Annotated in this window: 17 protein-coding genes and 2 pseudogenes; 9 read left to right on the top strand and 10 right to left on the bottom strand. The window is 71.4% G+C overall.

Features of this window, described 5'->3' with window-relative positions; genetic code table 11:
• Nucleotides 1-93 precede the first annotated feature (93 nt).
• Complete coding sequence (locus AB0G63_RS25615; RefSeq protein WP_360754410.1) at nt 94-921, bottom strand: hypothetical protein; 828 nt, start codon at nt 919-921, stop codon at nt 94-96.
• 175 nt (nt 922-1,096) lie between these two features.
• Nucleotides 1,097-1,825 (bottom strand): hypothetical protein, encoded by a 729-nt coding sequence (locus AB0G63_RS25610; protein WP_360754408.1) that lies wholly within the window; start codon nt 1,823-1,825, stop codon nt 1,097-1,099.
• Nucleotides 1,826-1,945: 120 nt separating this feature from the next.
• On the opposite strand from AB0G63_RS25610, the pseudogene AB0G63_RS25605 reads away from it, so the two are divergent.
• The 5 genes and pseudogenes from AB0G63_RS25605 to AB0G63_RS25585 all read left to right on the top strand — a co-directional run.
• Nucleotides 1,946-2,416: pseudogene (locus tag AB0G63_RS25605) on the top strand (aldehyde dehydrogenase family protein); the annotation flags it as partial.
• Nucleotides 2,417-2,840: 424 nt separating this feature from the next.
• Complete coding sequence (locus tag AB0G63_RS25600) at nt 2,841-3,200, top strand: hypothetical protein (protein ID WP_360754466.1); 360 nt, start codon at nt 2,841-2,843, stop codon at nt 3,198-3,200.
• Between the two features lie 174 nt (nt 3,201-3,374).
• Nucleotides 3,375-3,845: a Fur family transcriptional regulator gene (locus AB0G63_RS25595; RefSeq protein ID WP_360754461.1), complete on the top strand. Its 471-nt coding sequence runs from the start codon at nt 3,375-3,377 to the stop codon at nt 3,843-3,845.
• Nucleotides 3,846-3,861: 16 nt separating this feature from the next.
• Nucleotides 3,862-6,093 (top strand): catalase/peroxidase HPI, encoded by a 2,232-nt coding sequence (gene katG / locus AB0G63_RS25590; RefSeq protein WP_360754406.1) that lies wholly within the window; start codon nt 3,862-3,864, stop codon nt 6,091-6,093.
• A gap of 108 nt (nt 6,094-6,201) precedes the next feature.
• On the top strand, nt 6,202-6,504 hold the full coding sequence (locus AB0G63_RS25585; protein WP_360754403.1) for a hypothetical protein: 303 nt from the start codon (nt 6,202-6,204) through the stop codon (nt 6,502-6,504).
• A 42-nt stretch (nt 6,505-6,546) separates the two neighbouring features.
• Here the strand turns inward: AB0G63_RS25585 and AB0G63_RS25580 are convergent, their stop codons facing one another.
• The 4 genes and pseudogenes from AB0G63_RS25580 to AB0G63_RS25565 all read right to left on the bottom strand — a co-directional run bounded on the left by AB0G63_RS25580 (nt 6,547) and on the right by AB0G63_RS25565 (nt 10,515).
• Nucleotides 6,547-7,038: a ricin-type beta-trefoil lectin domain protein gene (locus tag AB0G63_RS25580; RefSeq protein WP_360754460.1), complete on the bottom strand. Its 492-nt coding sequence runs from the start codon at nt 7,036-7,038 to the stop codon at nt 6,547-6,549.
• Nucleotides 7,039-7,714: 676 nt separating this feature from the next.
• Nucleotides 7,715-8,194, bottom strand: a pseudogene (locus AB0G63_RS25575) (serine/threonine-protein kinase); the annotation flags it as partial.
• Nucleotides 8,140-8,478: a hypothetical protein gene (locus AB0G63_RS25570; protein WP_360754401.1), complete on the bottom strand. Its 339-nt coding sequence runs from the start codon at nt 8,476-8,478 to the stop codon at nt 8,140-8,142. The pseudogene AB0G63_RS25575 and the gene AB0G63_RS25570, both read right to left, overlap by 55 nt.
• A 216-nt stretch (nt 8,479-8,694) precedes the next feature.
• On the bottom strand, nt 8,695-10,515 hold the full coding sequence (locus AB0G63_RS25565) for a coagulation factor 5/8 type domain-containing protein (protein ID WP_360754398.1): 1,821 nt from the start codon (nt 10,513-10,515) through the stop codon (nt 8,695-8,697).
• Nucleotides 10,516-10,823: 308 nt separating this feature from the next.
• Here AB0G63_RS25565 and AB0G63_RS25560 point away from each other — a divergent pair, with 308 nt between their 5' ends.
• From AB0G63_RS25560 to AB0G63_RS25545, 4 genes are all read left to right on the top strand, one after another.
• Nucleotides 10,824-12,140: a sugar ABC transporter substrate-binding protein gene (locus tag AB0G63_RS25560; protein ID WP_360754395.1), complete on the top strand. Its 1,317-nt coding sequence runs from the start codon at nt 10,824-10,826 to the stop codon at nt 12,138-12,140.
• Between the two features lie 11 nt (nt 12,141-12,151).
• The gene (locus tag AB0G63_RS25555; protein ID WP_360754392.1) at nt 12,152-13,135 is read left to right on the top strand and encodes a sugar ABC transporter permease; all 984 of its coding nucleotides are present in this window, start codon (nt 12,152-12,154) and stop codon (nt 13,133-13,135) included.
• Nucleotides 13,128-13,982 (top strand): carbohydrate ABC transporter permease, encoded by an 855-nt coding sequence (locus AB0G63_RS25550; RefSeq protein WP_360754390.1) that lies wholly within the window; start codon nt 13,128-13,130, stop codon nt 13,980-13,982. Before AB0G63_RS25555 ends, AB0G63_RS25550 begins: the two co-directional genes overlap by 8 nt.
• Nucleotides 13,983-14,061: 79 nt before the next feature.
• The gene (locus AB0G63_RS25545) at nt 14,062-15,420 is read left to right on the top strand and encodes a GH1 family beta-glucosidase (RefSeq protein WP_360754387.1); all 1,359 of its coding nucleotides are present in this window, start codon (nt 14,062-14,064) and stop codon (nt 15,418-15,420) included.
• Between the two features lie 103 nt (nt 15,421-15,523).
• Here AB0G63_RS25545 and AB0G63_RS25540 read toward each other — a convergent pair whose 3' ends face one another.
• From AB0G63_RS25540 to AB0G63_RS25525, 4 genes are all read right to left on the bottom strand, one after another.
• A complete protein-coding gene (locus tag AB0G63_RS25540) occupies nt 15,524-16,276 on the bottom strand; it encodes a YwiC-like family protein (RefSeq protein ID WP_360754385.1) in 753 nt (250 codons plus the stop codon).
• 178 nt (nt 16,277-16,454) lie between these two features.
• Nucleotides 16,455-17,318, bottom strand: coding sequence for a thioredoxin domain-containing protein (locus tag AB0G63_RS25535; protein WP_360754383.1), 864 nt, complete (start codon nt 17,316-17,318; stop codon nt 16,455-16,457).
• Between the two features lie 213 nt (nt 17,319-17,531).
• The gene (locus AB0G63_RS25530) at nt 17,532-18,458 is read right to left on the bottom strand and encodes a hypothetical protein (RefSeq protein ID WP_360754381.1); all 927 of its coding nucleotides are present in this window, start codon (nt 18,456-18,458) and stop codon (nt 17,532-17,534) included.
• Between the two features lie 10 nt (nt 18,459-18,468).
• Nucleotides 18,469-18,864, bottom strand: a complete 396-nt coding sequence (locus AB0G63_RS25525) for a hypothetical protein (RefSeq protein ID WP_360754379.1) — start codon at nt 18,862-18,864, stop codon at nt 18,469-18,471.
• Nucleotides 18,865-18,923: the final 59 nt, after the last annotated feature.

Below are 18,923 nucleotides of genomic sequence, written 5' to 3'. Positions count from 1 at the left end.
ATCCTGGCCCGTACGGTGATGCATGAATTCCTCCCATGAGGACGGACCGGCGGTGGCTCGTGTGGACGACAATGGGCTCGACCGCGGGCGGGTTCAGCTCCGCCCGCGGCGGCGATGCCGGGTCATGATGAGGGCGATACCGGCGGCGAATACGAGGGCGGCCACGCCGCCCCCCACGATCGATGCGGGTGGTGCGGAGTCCGTGAGCCCGTCCCCACCGCTGCCGCCCGACTGCGCTAGCGGGGCGGGGGCGGGGCTGGTGGCGGACGGGTGAGACGAGGAGGGCACGGCGGACGGGGTTGCTGTCGGCGTCGCTGCCCCGCTCGCCGGACCGCCCCGCGAGAGGCTCGCTGTCGCCGAGGCCGTGTTCGTCGTGGGGAGGGTCTCGGGCGCCGGGGGTGTCGCCTGGTCGACGACGGAGTAGGACGCCTTGCCGTCCATCAGGGGCACCGGGTCGACCGAGGCCGTGGGCTGGATCAGGCCCTGCGCGACGAACTGGAGGGTGGCCGGCGCCGGCACCCCGGAGGCCAGTGAGACGCGCAGGGGGACGCGGGCCGAGTCACCCGCCGGGAGCGAACCCACGGACGGAAGTCCAGCGTCGGTGCTCAGATAGCCGCTGAGCGCGGTGTCGCCCGGTGTCAACTGCACTGGCCGCCATACGGACGGGCCGGCATCGAACCATTCCACGGTGACCTGATCGGGCGTCAGCCGGGCGACGGCTGGGGCGAGCCGGATCCCGACAGCGACGATGAAGCTGTCCCTGATGTCGGTGTTCAGCATGTTGTGGAACGTGGCGTCCACGGTCAGTGGGGCGCCGCCGGGCGAGATCTGCCCGGAATCCGGCGTCAGTTCGGCATAGGGCGCGGCCGGGGCCGCGGCGGACGAAGGCGCCGCGGACAGACACAGCGCGATGAGTGACACGGTGCAGTTCAAGAGCGTCGCGCACAACAGTCGAAGGTGCACGAGAACCAGCTCCCCCGGCGCGCTTCCCGGCGTGATACCGGAAAGGCTACGAGTTGACGGGCGATATGTGGTGGGAAAATCACATTCGGTGAATAACGAACAGAAGTGATCCCCCGGTGTCCCTTGGGATGCCTCAGCGCCCGTCGGGGTCGACGACGACGTCGTAGGAAGGCGTGGACAGGGAGTGCAGGGGGGAGTCGAGTTTCTCCGTGCGGAGGATGTAGGTGCCTGGGGCCAGGTCCGAGATCTGCTGGTAGCGGCCGGTGAAGTCGGGTTCCGTACCGGTCCAGTACCCGGACCCGAGGCTGTTCTTGAGCACCCACCCGTTCGGCTGAATGATCGCCGGGTATACCGGGCCGAGCGCGTTCTGTGTGAGGGTGAAAGACGCCCCGGCATGGGCGCTCGAACCCGGCGCGCCGGACAACGTGAAGGAGAAGTAGCGGACGTTGAACGGGGAGCCGGGGGTCAGCGGGTCGCAATTCCCGGCCGTCACGGGGCCGTCCACGGTGCCGAGTTGCAGCGGGTCGGTGAAGGTCCCGCTGCCGGGGAGGCTGCCGCAGTCCAGGCTCCCGTCGTCGGCCGACTGCTCACCGTCACCGCTCCCGACGCTTGCGCTCCACGTCTGCGGAGCGTCGGAGGTCGCACTCTGCGAGGCGGGGGTCTCCTCGACCGGTTCCTGCGTGGTGGAGTCCGTCCCCGGGGGCGAACTGCTGACGTCCGGCGTCGCCGAAGCGGTGCCGGAGGCGGACTCGGACACGTCCGCCGACGGTGACCGCGCCGCGCTCGACCCGTCGTGCGAGGCACCGCCGCAGCCGCTCGCGAGCAGTAACGCCCCGAGCGTCATCGCGCACTTTCTGATCATGGATTTCCGGCCCCCTCCCGCACCGCCGAGAACGGCTCGGCGGACGCCATGTGCGCGGGATATTACCTCTCTTCAACCCTTCAGTACCCTCATATGACGAATCCTCCGAACCGGCATGCGGCCGCGCAGGCGCAGTCGGCGAACATCGATCGCGCGGTCGCCGCGCCCCGCGGTCCTGGCGGTTCGACGCACTGCGCGAGGAGGGCGCGGACCCGATCGCCCACCTGATCTCGCTGGAGGACGGTTCGGCCGGATGGTTCACCCGCGCCGGACAGCCCGGCCTCACCCGGCAGGCGAACGCCTGTCTGAAGGCGGCGGTGGAGGAGTTCACCCGGGAGGAGGCACTCGTGCCCTCCGAGCCGGCGTTCCCGGCGCGCAGCGTGGTGCGCCGTGAGGCGGTCGGCGTCGTGGCCGCGGTGATCCCGTGGAACCCGCCCTTCTCCTCGGCCACTTCGGAGATCATCCCGGCCCTGGTCGCCGGCAACCACGTGGTCCCGAAGGTGTTCCCCGGAGAACTCGCTGCGCATGGACTTCCCGGCCGAACCGCTGGAGCGGGTGGACCTGCCCGAGGGCGTGATCAGGGTCCTGCCCGAGGCGACATCGAGCAGCCCGTCACGGGCCTGTGGTTCGCCTCCTTACTCAACAACGGCGCCGACACCTACAGGCCGGTCGGCGGGAGCCGGCTGGGCACCCGCACGTCGTGCGGCCCACCGGGCCATAGGGCCCCGCGCGGACCGCTGCACACTCTGGCGCCTCGCGCCGCGGGGCTCACACCGCGGGGGCTCCCGTCTCCGTGAGCGCTCCGTCGGCCACCCGCAGCCGGCGGTTGACGCCGATCTCGGCGAGGAACCGCTCGTCGTGGCTGACCACCACGAAGGTGCCCTGGTAAGAGTCGAGCGAGCCGGCCCGCCAGGTGTTCGCAGAGGGGGCCGCCCTGGGGGAAGGGGACCGCCGTCTCCTCGGTCATCGCGGCGAAGAAGCGGCGGCCGGTCCGGGTCTGGAGCGTGGTGGTCCAGTGGTGGTCCGGGCAGCGCGCGAGCAGGGCGAGCACGAGTTCGCGCGCGAAACCCTCGCGCCGGCGTTCGTCGACGACCCGCACGTCCAGGATGCGTCCGGCGCGGCAGGCGCCGCAGGCGCGGAAGCGCAGCCGGCCGAGCTCGGCGCCGCGCCCGTTGCGGAGCACCACCTCGGACGTGACGCACCGGTCCGCGGGCGCCGGCCCTTCCGGCCGCGGCGCTCGGCGGAGCCGGGAGAAGGCCAGCCGCACAGCTCGATCGCCTCTCATGGCGTTCTCGTGGCGTTCTCGTGGCGTGCCGCTCCGGAAGCGGAAACGACGCCCGCGTACCACTATGGCGAATTGGTGACCGATCGGTGAAGCCTCCCGGCGACGGCGAAGCCCGGCGCTGCTTGGGTGCCAGGGTCGAGGGAAGGCATGCCCTCGGCGGGCAATCTTCAGCTCGATCTTCAACTTGATCTCTTCCAGAACTTGATTGATTCCAGGAAAGGGACAAGACTGCGGTTTGTGACCGCGACTTCGGACTTCGAGCGCATGTTGCGAGCGGCCGCCCTCCGGGTGACGCGCCCTCGGCTGGCGGTGCTGTCCGCGGTGCACGGTCATCCGCACGCCGACACGGACTCGATCACCCGTATCGCGCGTGAACACCTCGGCGCGGTGTCCCACCAGGCCGTATACGACGTGCTGCGGGTGCTGACCGCGGCCGGTCTGCTGCGGCGCATCGAGCCGCCCGGCTCCGTCGCGCGGTACGAGGCGCGGGTCGGGGACAACCACCACCACCTCGTGTGCCGGTCCTGCGGGGTCATCGCCGACGTCGACTGCGCCGTCGGCACCGCACCCTGCCTGACCGCCTCCGATGATCAGGGCTTCGTCGTAGACGAGGCCGAGATCGTCTACTGGGGCTTGTGCCCCGACTGTTCCACCGGTTCCACCGGGCCCACAAATTCCACCCGTTCCACCGATCACACCCGTTCCACCGCACCGGTTACTGAGCACACTCTTTGATCCATGGAGGATTCCCGTGGCCGACAGTCCTGACGCCGTAGTGGGAGAGATGAACGACGAGAGCGCGGGAGGCTGCCCGGTCCACGCCGGACGCTTCAGCCACCCGACCGAGGGCGGAAGCAACCGTGACTGGTGGCCGAACCAGCTCAACCTGGCGATTCTCCGCAAGCACTCCTCCGCGTCCGATCCGATGGGCGGCGACTTCGACTACGCCGCCGAGTTCCAGAGCCTCGACCTCGACGCCCTGGCCAGGGACGTCGACGAGGTGCTGACCACCTCGCAGGAGTGGTGGCCGGCCGACTTCGGCCATTACGGGCCGCTGATCATCCGCATGGCCTGGCACAGCGCCGGCACGTACCGCGTCCACGACGGCCGCGGCGGAGCCGGCGCCGGCATGCAGCGGTTCGCGCCGCTCAACAGCTGGCCCGACAACGCCAACCTCGACAAGGCGCGCCGTCTGCTGTGGCCGGTGAAGAAGAAGTACGGCCGCAAGATCTCCTGGGCCGACCTGATGATCTTCGCGGGCAACCGTGCCCTGGAGACCATGGGCTTCAAGACCTTCGGCTTCGGCGGCGGCCGGGCCGACGTCTGGGAGCCCGACGAGGACGTCTACTGGGGTCCCGAGCGCACCTGGCTCGGCGACGAGCGCTACAGCGGCGACCGCGAGCTGGAGAGCCCGCTGGCCGCCGTCCAGATGGGCCTCATCTACGTCAACCCGGAGGGCCCCAACGGCAACCCGGACCCGCTCGCCGCGGCCCGCGACATCCGTGAGACCTTCGCCCGCATGGCGATGAACGACGAGGAGACCGTGGCGCTCATCGCCGGCGGCCACACCTTCGGCAAGACCCACGGCGCCGGCCCCGCGGACGCCGTCGGTCCCGAGCCCGAGGCCGCGCCCCTGGAGGAGCAGGGCCTGGGCTGGAAGAGCAGCTACGGCAGCGGCAAGGGCGGCGACGCGATCACCAGCGGCCTCGAGGTCACCTGGACGCCGACCCCGACGGCCTGGGACAACAGCTTCTTCGAGACGCTGTTCGGGTACGAGTGGGAGCTGTTCGACAGCCCCGCCGGCGCCAAGCAGTGGCGGCCGAAGGACGGCGCCGGGGCGGGCACCGTCCCGGAGGCCCACGACCCGTCGAAGAAGCGCGAGCCGCGCATGCTCACCACGGACCTCTCGCTGCGCTTCGACCCCGTCTACGAGCAGATCTCCCGGCGTTTCCTGGAGAACCCGGACCAGTTCGCGGACGCCTTCGCCCGTGCCTGGTTCAAGCTCACGCACCGCGACATGGGCCCGATCCAGCGCTACCTCGGCCCGCTGGTGCCGCAGGAGACGCTGGTGTGGCAGGACCCGATCCCGGCCGTCGACCACGAGCTGGTGGACGCCGACGACGTCGAGGCGCTCAAGGGCAAGATCCTCGACTCGGGCCTGTCCGTCGCGCAGCTGGTGTCCACCGCCTGGGCGTCGGCCTCGTCCTTCCGCGGCAGCGACAAGCGCGGCGGCGCCAACGGCGCCCGGATCCGCCTCGCCCCGCAGCGGGAGTGGGAGGTCAACGACCCCGACGCCCTCGCCACGGTGCTGAGCACCCTCGAGGGCATCCAGGAGGCATTCAACTCCTCGCAGACCGGCGGCAAGAAGATCTCGCTCGCCGACCTGATCGTCCTCGCCGGCTGCGCGGGCGTGGAGCGGGCCGCGAAGAGCGCCGGCTTCGACATCCAGGTCCCGTTCACCCCGGGCCGCACGGACGCCTCGCAGGAGCAGACGGACGTCGAGTCCTTCGCGCAGATGGAGCCCACCGCGGACGGCTTCCGCAACTACCGCGGCAAGGGCAACCGACTGCCGTCGGAGTACCTCCTGCTCGACCGCGCGAACCTGCTCACGCTGACCGCGCCCGAGACGACGGTCCTGGTGGGCGGCCTGCGCGTGCTGGGTGCCAACCACCAGGGTTCCCAGCTCGGCGTGCTCACCTCGACGCCCGAGTCGTTGACGAACGACTTCTTCGTCAACCTGCTCGACATGGGCATCGAGTGGAAGCCGACGTCGGAGGACGCGGAGACCTTCGAGGGCCGGGACCGTGCCACGGGCGAGCTGAAGTGGTCCGGCAGCCGAGTCGACCTGGTCTTCGGCTCGAACTCCGAGCTGCGCGCGGTCGCCGAGGTGTACGCCAGCGACGACGCGAAGGAGAAGTTCGTCAAGGACTTCGTCGCCGCCTGGGACAAGGTCATGAACCTGGACCGGTTCGACCTGGCCTGATGCTTCGAACTGGCCTGATGCTCGACCTGGCCTGATCCGCACCGTCCACACCGCGCGTCGACGCCGTCGGCGCGCGGTGTGGCATTTGTCGACCTAAGCTCCCTTTGTGTGGCACACACCTTCGAAGAGCTGGTGGAGAAGCAGCGGGCCGCCGACCAGGCGCACAACCGCGTCGAGGAGCTGCGGGAGACCTACGGGCCGCCGACCCTGGAGGGCGGCTGGACGCAGCAGCAGTCCGACACCTATGAGACGGCATGGCGGGCCTGGCGCGACCTCGCCCGCGACGTACAGGCCTCGGTGACCGAGTACGCCAAGGCCGAGGATGTGTCCCGCAGCGACGTCGAGGCCGACGTGAAGAAGGCCGTACGGCACCCCGACGGCGAACGTGAAGGCGAAGGCGGCGCGGCGTAGGCGGCGCCGCCTTCTGGGGGCCACGCCGAGGTCAGCTCGGCCTCACACGTGCGCCCAGCTCTGCGAGGACGTTCCGGACTGGCACGTCCCCGTAGTCACCCCGCCTCCGAAGCCCAGGTCGAGGCAGCCGTCGTTGAAGGCGCTCTTGAGGGAGTTGCCGGACCCGGTGGACCAGCGCAGGGCGGAGCCGGCCTGGCCGCCGCAGTCGCCGACGACGACGGCCTGGCCGTTGAAGTTGGCGCTCAGGCAGCTGCCGCTCGACTGGTTGATCACCTTGACACCGCCGCCGGACGCGCTCTTGAAGATCCACGAGGCGGACGAACCCGAGCAGTCCCCGAGGGCGGTGGAACCGTAGACCTGGACCAGGCACTTGCCGTTCTCGCCGTTCTTCAGGTGGAAGTAGCCGGAGGAGGGGGGGCGAGTCCGACGTGCCGCCGGTCGAGGTGGCGCCGGACGTGCCGGAACCGCCGGTGCCGCCGGAACCGCCGGTGCCGCCGGAACCGGAACTTCCGCCCGAGCTGCTGCTGCCGCCACTGCTGCCGCTGCCGCCACCGCTGGTACTGCCGGCACCGCCGACGGAACCGCCCGTGCCGTCCGAGCCGCCCTGTGCGCCGGAACCGGAGGCGCTGCCGTCCGACACCTGGGCGCCTCCGGCCCCCGCGTCGGCGCCCGCGCCCTTGCCCGCGTCCTGCCCGCCCTTGCCCGGGGAGGAGGAGCCGCTCGGCGACGCCGTGGCCGACGGGCTCCCGCCCGACGTCGAGGGATGCGGAGTGGCGGCCACCGACACGGAGGCGGAGGAGGTGGCCCGCGCCTGGTCCTGTGGTGAGGAGGTGTGCGGGAGGTACTGGATGGCGAGGGTCGTGCCGGTCACCACCACGACGACGGGGACGACGGCGAGAAGGACGCGGGTGCGGCGGCGCTCGCGCCGCTCCTCTGCGGGCGATGCGGGCGATGCGGGCGATGAGGGCGATGCGGGCGGGGCGGGCGCTGCGGGAGCCGCCGGCTCGGGGGCCGGCTCAGGGTCGGATAAGGTCGGCACCCGCGCCGGCGGCGCGGCCACCGCCGGCACGTTCGCCGCGAACGCGGCCCGCTCCGCCAGCCGTTCGGCGATCGGCGCCGGCCACGCCGAGGCGACGGACTTCCCTTCGAACTGCTCCAGCAGTTCGGCGGCCGTCGGCCGGCCCTCGGGGTCCTTGTCGAGGCAGCGGGCGACGACCTCGGCGAGATCCGGGTCCAGTTCGCGCAGGGGCTCCAGGTCGGGCTGCTCGTGCACGATGCGGTACAGCACGCCGTGCCCGGACTCCTCGCCGAAGGGCGGACGCCCGCACCCCGCGTACGCGACCACCGAGCCCAGCGCGAAGATGTCGACGGCGCCGGTCAACCGCCTTCTGCCCGAGGCCTGTTCGGGCGACATGTAGGCGGGGGTGCCGACGACGAGGCCGGTACTGGTGAGCTGGCTCTGCTCGGCGGCGCGGGCCACGCCGAAGTCGATGAGGGTGAGGCCGTCGAGGGTCAGCATGACGTTGGACGGCTTGAGGTCCCGGTGCACCATGTCCAGCGCGTGCACCGCCGCCAGACCCTTCGCCGCCTCCCTCAGCAGCCGCCACAGGGCGTCGGCGGGCAGCGGGCCACCGTTCAGTCCGACGGCGTCGCCGAGGGTGAGGCCGGGGACGTAGGCGGTGGCGAACACGGCGGCCGTGCGGCCGGGTCGCTCGCCAGCAACGGAGCGGTGGCTTCGGCGGGCAGCGCCGCCAGGTTGTCCAGCTCCTGTCCGAACCGGCGCAGGAACTTCCGGTCCTCCCCGGAGATCGAGTCCCGGACCTGCTTGACGGCGGCGTACGGCCCTTCGTGGACGCCGAGATAGACCCGCCCCATCCCGCCGGCGCCGAGCCGCCCGAGGAGGGGGATGGGCCCGATGCACCGCGGATCTTCTTCGGTCAGCGGCTCGGCACCGCTTCCGGCCAGCTCAGACACGTTTCCCCGTTCTCCCCGTCGACTCGCCTGCGTCGTCACACGCCGACGGCGGCCGCCCGGTCTTCCGCGCACGGGCCGGCGCGCTCGCTCGGCAGGGATCAGTATGGACCGTCGGGCAGCACGATCAGGGCGTCTTCACTCGGGCACCGGCACGGCGGCCCCGCCCGCGCGCGGGATGCGCCGCCGGCGTCCACGCGCGTGCCGGGCCGCCCAAGCTCACGGGTACGACACCACCGTGGACGGCACCGTCGACGTGCCCGACGTCGGCGCCCCGGTCTCGTTGATCACGTGCTCGTACTGGCCGTTGCCGCCGAGGGAGACGACGAGCAGGTCGTGGAAGCGCACCCCCGGCCGGTCCGGGGCGGAGAAGCCGTGGTGCTGCGTGATCGTCGGGTCGACGTTGTAGTAGCAGTAGCTGCCCAGGCCCCAGCCCTCGTGCTCGGTCACGTCTTCGCCGACCTTGTAGGCGGCGTAGCCCTTGACGGAGCCGTTCTGGATCGCGGCCTGGTCCGGGGCGTCGTACGCCTTCTCGTTCTGGAAGAAGATCGTGCGGCCGCGCCGGCCGTACCACTGGACGTCGTACTTGTTGAAGTGCTCCACGAACAGGCCGGTGCACAGCACGTCGTCGCCGTTGACGACGAGTCCGTAGTCGGCCCGGTTGGTCTCCCAGCCGACGCCGGTGCCGTGGTCGGCGCGCCAGATCCAGGTGTGGTCGACGATGGTGTGCCGGCTGTTGACGACGATGCTGGTGGTGGCCTTGCCGGCGCCCGCGCCGCCGATCCGGACGAACACGTCCTGCACGGTGGTGGGGTCGGCCGAGTGGTCCCGCGACGCGCCCCGCGGGCCGATCTCCAGCAGCGTCCGGGAGTTGACCGGGCCCGCGTCGATGAGGAACCCGGCCAGCCGGACCCCGTCGACGTCGGCGACCCGCATCGCCGTGACGCCGTTGTCGGGGACGATCGTCGCGTAGCCGAGGCCGAGGACGACCGTGCCGGGGCGGTTCACCTGCACCGGGCGGTCGACGTGGTAGATGCCCGGGGTGAGCAGGAGGTGGAGGCCCTGGGCGAGCGCCTGGTTGAGGGTGGCGGCCGAGTCGCCCGGCCTGGCGACGTAGAAGCGCGACAGCGGCATCGAGGTGCCGCGCGGCGTGCCGTTGCCCCAGCTGACGCCGCGCGCGTCGGTCCGCTTGGCGGGCAGGAAGACGCGGAACCTGCCGCTGCCGTCCACGTGGAGGAAGGGCTTCTCCCGGGAGACGGGGGTGGTGTCGAGCGTGGTGTACGGCGGGTTCGGGAAGCTCTGCGCGGGGGCGCCCTCGACACCCGAGAAGACCATGTTCCAGACGCCGTTGAGCCAGCTGCCGATCGCGCTGTCGCGGGTGTACCACTGCTGCTGCGAGTACGGGGCGACCTGGCCCTCGATGCGGCTGTCGGCGATGTAGCCGCCGCTCGCCCAACCGTAGCCGGACGGAGCGAGGTTGAGGCCGCCGCGTACGTGCATGCGGCGGAAGGGGGCCGCCTGCGCCACCGCCCACCGGTTGGTGCCGTTCGCCGGGACCAGGGCGAGGTTCTCCGCTGAACGCCAGAAGTTCTGCGTGGCGTTGCCGCCGAACCAGCCGGCGTCGACCGTGACGTCGCCGTTGATCGTCGTGTCGTCGGGGGAGAGGCCGAGCCCGGCGATGGAGGTGTAGAAGCCGAGTTGGGCGTTGAGACCCTGGTAGGTGCCGGGCTTGAACAGCAGCGCGTAGCGGCCGGTGCCGAACTGGGCCGACTCCTGCTGCCGGAACACCTCGTCCAGCCTGGCCTGGATGTCCGGCATGAACGGGTCGAAGACCAGGACGTTCGGCCCGAGGTCGCCGCCGCCGGGGAGGCGGCGCGGTTTCCTCCGCCCGCCCGGTGAGGCGGCCGCGGCCGTGGACAGCCCCAGCACCGCGGGGGCCGAGGCGGCCGCGGCGCCGAGGACGGCTCTGCGGCCGATGACGCGGCCGATGACGGGAGTGGGCGTGGGACCTGGGTCGGGCGTGGGGCGGCTCTCGGGCATGGGGCGGCTCTCCTGTTCATGAAGTGAACACGGCGTCGGTTTGGGAGCGCTCTCTCGCCGGTGAATGCTTCAACCGCCAGAACGGGCGCGTCAAGAGTCGTGACCGGAGTTCCACGCGGACCGTGACCGGAGTTCCGCGCTGACCGCGACCGCAGTTCCGCGCGGACCGCGGACTGCCGGACCCCTTGACGGAGCCATCTCTTGAGGTTTAACTCACGTCCTAAATTAAGCCATGACGGCCACGGCAGTCATGGCAGCCCTGACTGCACCACGTCATGAGTTGCCACCCCGAAGGGACACCGGGAGCCATGCGCAGCATCCGAGCCGCGGCCGTAGGCGCCGTCACCCTCTCACTCGCCCTCGCGGCCACGGCCTGCGGAGGCGGTTCGGCCACGGGCGGCGGGTCGAACGACTCGCCCAAGACGCTCACCTACTGGGCGTCCAACCAGGGCGCGAGCATCGCCGTCGACAAGAAGGTGCTCCGGCCCGAGCTCGACAAGTTCGAGAGACAGACCGGCATCAAGGTGAAGCTGGAGGTCGTGCCCTGGTCCGACCTGCTCAACCGGATCCTCACCGCGACCACCTCCGGCCAGGGCCCCGACGTCCTCAACATCGGCAACACCTGGAGCGCCTCCCTGCAGGCCACGGGCGCGCTGTTGCCCTGGGACGCGAAGAACTTCGCGAAGATCGGCGGCAAGGACCGCTTCGTCGACTCCGCCCTCGGCTCGACCGGCGTGACCGGAAAGGACCCGGCCGCCGTGCCGCTGTACTCGATGGCCTACGCGCTCTACTACAACAAGAAGATCTTCGCCGACGCAGGGATCGAGCAACCGCCCGCCACCTGGGACGAGTTGATCGCCGACGGCAAGAAGATCCAAGCGACGGGCAAGCAGGCGCTCGGCGCGGAGGGCTCCAACGTCTCGGAGAACATCCACCACGTCTTCGTCTTCGCCAAGCAGCACGGCGCCGACTTCTTCACCCCCGACGGCAAGGCCGACTTCACCGGTGACAAGGTGGTCGCCGCGGTCAAGCAGTACGTCGACCTGATGGCCAAGGACAAGGTCATCCCGCCCGGCAACGCCGAGTACGCGCAGAACCAGTCCGTCAGCGACTTCGCCAAGGGCCGCACGGCCATGCTGCTGTGGCAGTCCGCCGCCGCCAACCTCGCGTCCCAGGGCATGGACGCGGCCGACTACGGCATCGCGCCCGTCCCCGTCCGGTCCGGCACCCCCGGCACCGGCACCCAGGTCAACTCCATGGTGGCCGGCATCAACCTCGCCGTCTTCAAGAACACCGACAACCTCGACGGCGCCACCCGGTTCGTGAAGTTCATGACCGGCGACGAGGAGCAGCGGATCCTCAACAAGGCGTACAGCTCCATCCCGCCGGTCAGGGCCGCCCAGGCCGACGCCGCGTTCAGCGCCCCCGCCACCACCGTGCTGAAGGACACCCTCGCGACGAGCGCCGCCGCCCTGCCCCAGGTCGCCGACGAGTCCCAGTTCGAGACCGCCGTCGGCACCGCGGTCAAGGAACTGTTCGCCGACGCGGCCGCCGGACGCCCGGTCACCACCGCGTCGGTGAAGGCCAAACTCACCAGGGCCCAGCAGCAGATGCCCGCGAAGTGAACCGGAGCCCGATGACGATCACCGCCACCGGCCGGACCGTACGCAAGGCCTCCCCCGGTGCGGCGCGAAGCCCCCGCCGCACCGGGAGGCTGCGCCGCGCCGGACTGCCCTACCTGCTGCTCCTGCCCGCCCTGCTCCTCGAACTCCTCGTCCACCTGCTGCCGATGGTCATCGGCATCGTGATGAGCTTCAAGGAACTCACCCAGTTCACCCTCCGCGACTGGGGCGCCGCCCCCTGGTCCGGATTCGACAACTACCGCGTCTCCGTGGACGTCGACGCCCCGGTCGGCGAGGCGCTGCTGCACTCCTTCCTCGTCACCGTCGCCTTCACCCTGCTGTCGGTCGCCCTGTGCTGGGTCATCGGCACGGCGGCGGCGGTCTTCATGCAGGACGCCTTCCGCGGCCGCGGACTGCTCAGGGCCCTGTTCCTGGTGCCGTACGCCCTGCCGGTCTACGCCGCCGTCATCACCTGGGTGTTCATGTTCCAGCACGACAACGGCCTGGTGAACCACGTCCTGCACGACCAGCTGCACCTCACCGGCCGCCCGTCCTTCTGGCTCATCGGCGACAACAGCTTCTATGCCCTGCTCACCGTCTCGGTGTGGAAGGGCTGGCCGTTCGCCTTCCTCATCGTGACGGCCGGCCTGCAGAACATCCCCCGGGAACTGTACGAGGCGGCCGCCCTGGACGGCGCCGGGATGTGGCAGCGGATCCGCCGCATCACCCTGCCGTCCCTGCGCCCGGTCAACCAGGTCCTCGTCCTGGTGCTGTTCCTGTGGACGTTCAACGACTTCAACACGCCCTACGTCCTGTTCGGCAAGGCCGCTCCGCAGGCCGCCGACCTGATCTCCGTGCACATCTACCAGGCGTCCTTCGTCACCTGGAACTTCGGCACCGGCTCGGCGATGTCCGTCCTGCTGCTGCTCTTCCTGCTCCTGGTCACCGGCGCCTACCTGGCCGTCACCTCGCGCGAACGGAGGACCGGCCGTGCCTGACTCCCCGACGGCCCCGCCCCGCTCCTTCCTGTGGTCGCGGCGGATCTTCCTCAGCCTGCTCACCGGCTTCGTCCTGCTGCCGGTGTACGTCATGGTCTCCAGCTCGCTGAAGCCGCTCGCGGACGTCTCCGGCGAGTTCCGCTGGTTGCCCAGCGGCCTGACCGTCCGGCCGTACATCGACATCTGGTCGACCGTCCCGCTCGCGCGCTACTTCGCGAACTCCCTCGTCGTGGCGGGCACGGCGACCGTCTGCTCGGTGGTGATCGCGGTGTTCGCCGCCTACGCGGTCAGCCGCCACTCCTTCCGCGGCAGGCGCGTCTTCACGGTCACCGTGCTGTCCACGCAGATGTTCCCCGGCATCCTCTTCCTGCTCCCGCTGTTCCTGATCTACGTCAACATCGGCAACGCCACCGGCATCGCCCTGTTCGGCTCCCGCGGCGGCCTGATCCTGACGTACCTGACCTTCTCCCTGCCGTTCTCGATCTGGATGCTGATCGGGTACTTCGACTCGGTGCCGCGCGACCTGGACGAGGCGGCCCTGGTGGACGGCTGCGGCCCGCTCGGCGCGCTGTTCCGCGTGGTCGTGCCGGCCGCGGTCCCCGGCATCGTCGCCGTCGCCGTCTACGCCTTCATGACCGCCTGGGGCGAGGTGTTGTTCGCCTCGGTGATGACCAACGACACCACCCGCACCCTCGCCGTCGGCCTCCAGGGCTACTCCACCCTCAACGACGTCTACTGGAACCAGATCATGGCCGCCTCGCTGGTCGTCAGTGTGCCCGTGGTCGCCGGCTTCCTGCTGCTCCAGCGCTACCTCGTCGCCGGCCTGACGGCCGGGGCCGTGAAGTGACCCGTACCAGTGACCCGTACCAGTGACCCGTACCAGTGACCCGTACCAGTGACCCGTACCCGTGTGTGAAGGGACTTCCGTGACCATCGACCTCGCCGCGCTCCCGCCCGACTTCCTGTGGGGGACGGCCACATCGGCGTACCAGATCGAGGGAGCCGTCGCGGAGGACGGCCGCTCCCCGTCGATCTGGGACACCTTCTCGCACACCCCCGGAAAGATCGCGGGCAACGACAACGGAGACATCGCCTGCGACCACTACCACCGCTGGCGCGAGGACATCGCCCTCATGCGCCGACTGGGCGTCGACGCCTACCGGTTGTCGATCGCCTGGCCGCGCGTCCTGCCCGGCGGCGACGGCCCGGTCAACCCCAAGGGCCTCGCGTTCTACGACGAGTTGACCGACGGCCTGCTCCAGGCGGGCATCACCCCGTCCGTCACCCTCTACCACTGGGACCTGCCCCAGGTGCTGCAGGACCGCGGCGGCTGGCCCGAGCGGGACACGGCGCTGGCGTTCGCCGAGTACGCCTCCGTCGTCGCCGAACGCCTGGGCGACCGCGTCACCCACTGGGCGACCCTCAACGAGCCGTCCTGCTCGGCGTGGATCGGCCATCTGGAAGGCACGATGGCCCCCGGCTGGACCGACCTGACGGCCGCCGTCCGCGCCTCCTACCACCTGCTGCTCGGCCACGGCCTGGCGGTACAGGCGATCCGCGCCGCCGCCCCGGGCGCCGAGGTCGGCATCGTCAACAACCTCTCCACCGTGCACGCCGCGACCGACCGCGACGAGGACGTCCGGGCCGCACGCCGGCTGGACGGCCACGTCAACCGCTGGTGGCTGGACCCCGTCCACGGCCGCGGCTTCCCGGCGGACATGCGCGAGGTGTACGGCGTCGAACTCCCAGAGCGGGAGGGCGACATGGCGGTGATCGCCGCGCCCCTGGACTGGCTCGGCCTGAACTACTACTTCCCGGTAACCGTCGCCGACGACCCCTCCGCCCCGGCGCCCCGCGTCCGTACGGTCCGCCGTCTCGGCGTCCCGCGCACCGGCATGGACTGGGAGGTCGACGCGAGCGGCATCGAGACGCTGCTGCTGCGCCTCACCGAGGAGTACGGACCGCGCAGGATCTTCGTCACGGAGAACGGCTCCGCCTACCCCGACGTCGTACGCCCGGACGGCACCGTCCACGACCCCGAGCGCCAGGAGTACCTGGAACGCCACCTCGCCGCCTGCGCGTCCGCCGCCCGCAAGGGCGCCCCGCTGGCCGGCTACTTCGCCTGGTCGCTGCTCGACAACTTCGAGTGGGCCTACGGCTACGACAAGCGCTTCGGCCTGGTCCACGTCGACTACCGCACCCAGGCGCGCACCATCAAGGGCAGCGGACACCGGTACGCGGAGATCGTGCGGGCGCATCGGGAACGGGGACGCCGGGCGGCGTGAGGCGAGGGCGGATGATGGGCGTGAGGGGACCCTCGTAGGACCCTCGTAGGGGCGTCGGAAGGGCGTCGGAAGGGCGTCGTAGGGGCGTCGTAGAGGCGCGTCGTCACCCGAAGGACAGCAGCAGCGCGGTGAGGAGCAGCACGGACAGCACCGCCTCCCCGGCCCCGACCACGCCCACCCGCACCCGGCCGAGCGCCGGCACGGCCAGCGCCCGCCCCAGGCACACCGCGAAGAACCCGGCGAGCCAGGGGCCGAGAACGGCGCCCGCGACGCCGAGCGCCACGGCGTGGTAGCCGCCCGAGGCCCACCGGTAGGCAGTGCTGCCCCGCTCACGGATCATGGTCTTGACGTAGAGGACGGTGCCCGCGAAGTACAGCAGACAGGCCAGCGCCGGCTTCCAGGCGTCCGCGATCCCGCCCCCGCCGAGCAGCAGCGCGACCGGCAGCATGCCGCACGCCGGGACGACGGCGGCCAGCCCGTTGACCAGGGCCCGCTCCCGGTTGCGCCAGGCGTACCAGCAGTTGACGGCGAGGAACGGCGTGGCGCAGACGGCGGCGAGCAGCAGCCATGGCGCGTGCACGACGAGGGCGACGCCGCACGGCACCAGCGCCGCCGTGAACAGCCGCACGGGGCGCGTGTGACGGGCGGCGGCTCTGGGATTGCGGGAGTTGTGCCGGAGCCGCAGCCACTGCTGGACATGGAAGACGGCGAGGTAGCCGAGGAGCCAGGCGAGCAGCAGCAGGGCGTGCCAGGGTGTGGGGTCGCCCAGCAGCATCCCCGCCAGGAACGGCACGACCAGCATCGCCCAGGCCCCGTGCTGGTTCGGAAGCCAGCGCCGTACGGCACGCGAAGACATCTGTGCTGTCCATCCTCCTCCGGGGCTGTACGGACGTGGCTTCCTCAGCCGGGTGTCCGCGATGTCACGGCGGACCCGGCGTGCTCAGCCTGGCATTCGGCAGGGCACGGCGGACCAGGCCATTGGTCCTGGATCACCGGGACCTTCGCCGCCCCTTCCGCCGGGCGGGCGAGCCGAGTCAGCCCGCAGCCGCCGCCCGCTCCACCGCCTGGGTGAAGGCCGCCGCGCTGACCGGCTTGCCGGTGCTGTCGAGGACGTTGACGGTGCGCCCGTCGACCTTGACCGTCGGGGTGCCGGTGGCGTCGCTGTCGTAGAACGCGTCCGCCACCTTCGCGGCCCAGGGCAGGTAAGTGCCCTCCTTGACGGCCTTGTTGAAGGCGGGCGTCCGCAGCCCCGGCACCTTGCCGGCGATCTCCAGCAGCTTGGCACTGCTGCCGAAGGTGTCCGTGCTCTCGTCCTTCGGCTGGGCCGCGTACAGCGCGTCGTGGAACGCCTTGAACTTGCCGACGCTTCCGTCGAGCGCAGCCCCCAGCGCCGCCAGCCCGGTCTGCGACCCCTGTCCGCCGAGCCGCTTGTCGAGGAACGCGGCCATGTGGAACTCCACCTTGACCTTCCCCGAGGCCACCATCGAGTTCAGCGTGGCGCCCAGATCCTTCTCGAACGCGGCGCAGTAGGGGCAGCGCAGATCCTCGTACACCTGGACGGTGGTCGGAGCGCCGGCCTTCCCCCAGGTGATCACGGTGCCGCCGGCCCCGCTGGTGTGAGCGGGCGTGACGAGCTTCCCGCCGACCTCGCTCGCCGCTGCCCCCGACCCGGACCCGGCCCCTGACCCGTCGCCGGCGGCGAGCCCGATGCCGATGCCGGCGGCCATGGCGAGTACCACGGCGACGCCGCCGCCGACGAGGGCCCGCCGCCGGAACGCCCGCTGCCGCGCCTCGCTCTGCCGCAGAGCGGCCACATGCTCATGCCGGCGCTCGTCATGCGGGGTGGCGTTCCGGACGGGAGCGGTCTTCTTGACGGAAACGGTCTTCTTCGCGGCCATGGCCCCGACGCTAGGGGCGCGGCAGCCGGGCCCGGTACGGCCCCAAGGGGGCGCCGCGGAGGGCTGTCGGTCCCGAGGGAGCCGGGACCTTCGGCGCCGTCCGCGGGATGTGGCCCAGGTCTCCGACCCGCAGGGGAGGACTGATGCCGACGGCGCGCCGGCGTCCGCGCTCGCGCCCACCGACGCCCGCGGCCCCCTGTACGTACCCGACCGTCACTCGGCCTTCCTGAACACCGCCGACATCCCGTCCCCCGTGTCACGGGCCAGTCGTCCCGGCGCCTCCGGCGAGATCAGGCCGACCCGGGTGGCCAGCTCGCGGCCGTGAACGTCGACGGCGGCCTCGATGAGACCCGCGAGTGCGTCCAGGGCGGTGCGGGCGCGCGACCGGGCGACCGCCGCGCAGCCGACGGCGACCGGCGCGGCCGGCCACCACCAGCAGGCGAGCAGGGCGTAGCCGACGGCCCAGGCGGCCAGGCGGGCGGCGGCCTCGAAGGAGTCGTGGGCCGACTGGATCTGGCGTACAGCGGGTTCGGGGAGGATCAGCCACAGCCGCGGCCAGAGGACGGCGAGGTCCACCCCGTAGGCGGCCTCGACGCGGTCGGCCGTCGCCTGCATGCGGTCGCCGTACCAGGTGGGGCGGGCCGGTTCGCGCAGCGCGATGCGGTCGCGGGCCTCGCCGAGGGCCTGGATCCGTGCCAGAACGCTGCTCGGTATCATCACCACACCGTCGGGACCGGCGCCGGTTTGCTGGGCGCGGCCGATGGCCTCGTCGAGCTTCGCGTCTCTTTCCCGCCACCGGCGGGCCCGGCGTGCGGTCCTGGCACGCGAGAGCGGGTCCCGGCCGAAGCGCAGCCGGCACCGCTCGATCACGCCGCCGAGGAACTGCGCGGCGAGTGACGCCGCGGTCGCGGTGAGCAGGACGAGGGCGACCAGGAGCGCGGCGGTGCCGGTGCGGTCCAGGGCGGGGCGGGTGGCCAGGTCGTCCAGGGTGGTGCGCAGCCGGTCGACGTCGTGCCAGTGGCGGTGACCCAGGGTGGTGCCGACGGCAGCGGCGGCGAGGAACAGGGCGCCGGGCAGGACCAGCGAGTTCAGCCAACGTTCGGTGAGTTTGCCGCCCAGGGTGGCGAGGAGGGGGTTCATGGGGGCGGGCTCACTGTGCGGAGCCCAGTCGGCCCTTGCGCATGCGGGTGCCGTTGACGGCGCAGTACGGGGCGGGGAGCAGGTCGCGGGCCCGTTCGACGCGGGTGCAGAGGGCCGATCCGGGGCATACGGCCACCTTGATGTGGGGCGTGATGCCGGGGGCCGTTCCGCCGCGGGATTCGTTGACCAGCCCGCGTGCGTCCCCGTTCTGGCGCAAGGCGGTGTCCAGGACGCGGAAGCAGGCCGAGAGTTCGTCGGCGTCCGCGCCCGACCGCAGCAGGTCACGCGCGCGCTCGGCCGCCTCCCGGACCCCGGGCTGCCGCAAGTCCTCCGGCGAGCCGAGCAGGGCGCACAGCGCCGCTGTCGCCCTGTGGTCGGGTCGGGGTAAGTAGGGAGATGCGGTCATGGTCCAAGTATGCAGCGCACCGAATGGAGTTGGGCGTGAGTCGACGTGCCGCCCGAATC

Source organism: Streptomyces sp. NPDC020996, from assembly GCF_040641355.1.
Taxonomy (GTDB): domain Bacteria; phylum Actinomycetota; class Actinomycetes; order Streptomycetales; family Streptomycetaceae; genus Streptomyces.
This window is presented reverse-complemented; position numbering and strand designations above follow the sequence as displayed.

Coding starts and splice junctions, on each gene's coding strand:
- AB0G63_RS25610 (WP_360754408.1), bottom strand. CDS start 1,825: ATGATCAGAAAGTGCGCGATGACGCTCGGGGCGTTACTGCTCGCGAGC.
- AB0G63_RS25595 (WP_360754461.1), top strand. CDS start 3,375: ATGTTGCGAGCGGCCGCCCTCCGGGTGACGCGCCCTCGGCTGGCGGTG.
- AB0G63_RS25565 (WP_360754398.1), bottom strand. CDS start 10,515: ATGCCCGAGAGCCGCCCCACGCCCGACCCAGGTCCCACGCCCACTCCC.
- AB0G63_RS25560 (WP_360754395.1), top strand. CDS start 10,824: ATGCGCAGCATCCGAGCCGCGGCCGTAGGCGCCGTCACCCTCTCACTC.
- AB0G63_RS25555 (WP_360754392.1), top strand. CDS start 12,152: ATGACGATCACCGCCACCGGCCGGACCGTACGCAAGGCCTCCCCCGGT.
- AB0G63_RS25540 (WP_360754385.1), bottom strand. CDS start 16,276: ATGTCTTCGCGTGCCGTACGGCGCTGGCTTCCGAACCAGCACGGGGCC.
- AB0G63_RS25535 (WP_360754383.1), bottom strand. CDS start 17,318: ATGGCCGCGAAGAAGACCGTTTCCGTCAAGAAGACCGCTCCCGTCCGG.
- AB0G63_RS25530 (WP_360754381.1), bottom strand. CDS start 18,458: ATGAACCCCCTCCTCGCCACCCTGGGCGGCAAACTCACCGAACGTTGG.
- AB0G63_RS25525 (WP_360754379.1), bottom strand. CDS start 18,864: ATGACCGCATCTCCCTACTTACCCCGACCCGACCACAGGGCGACAGCG.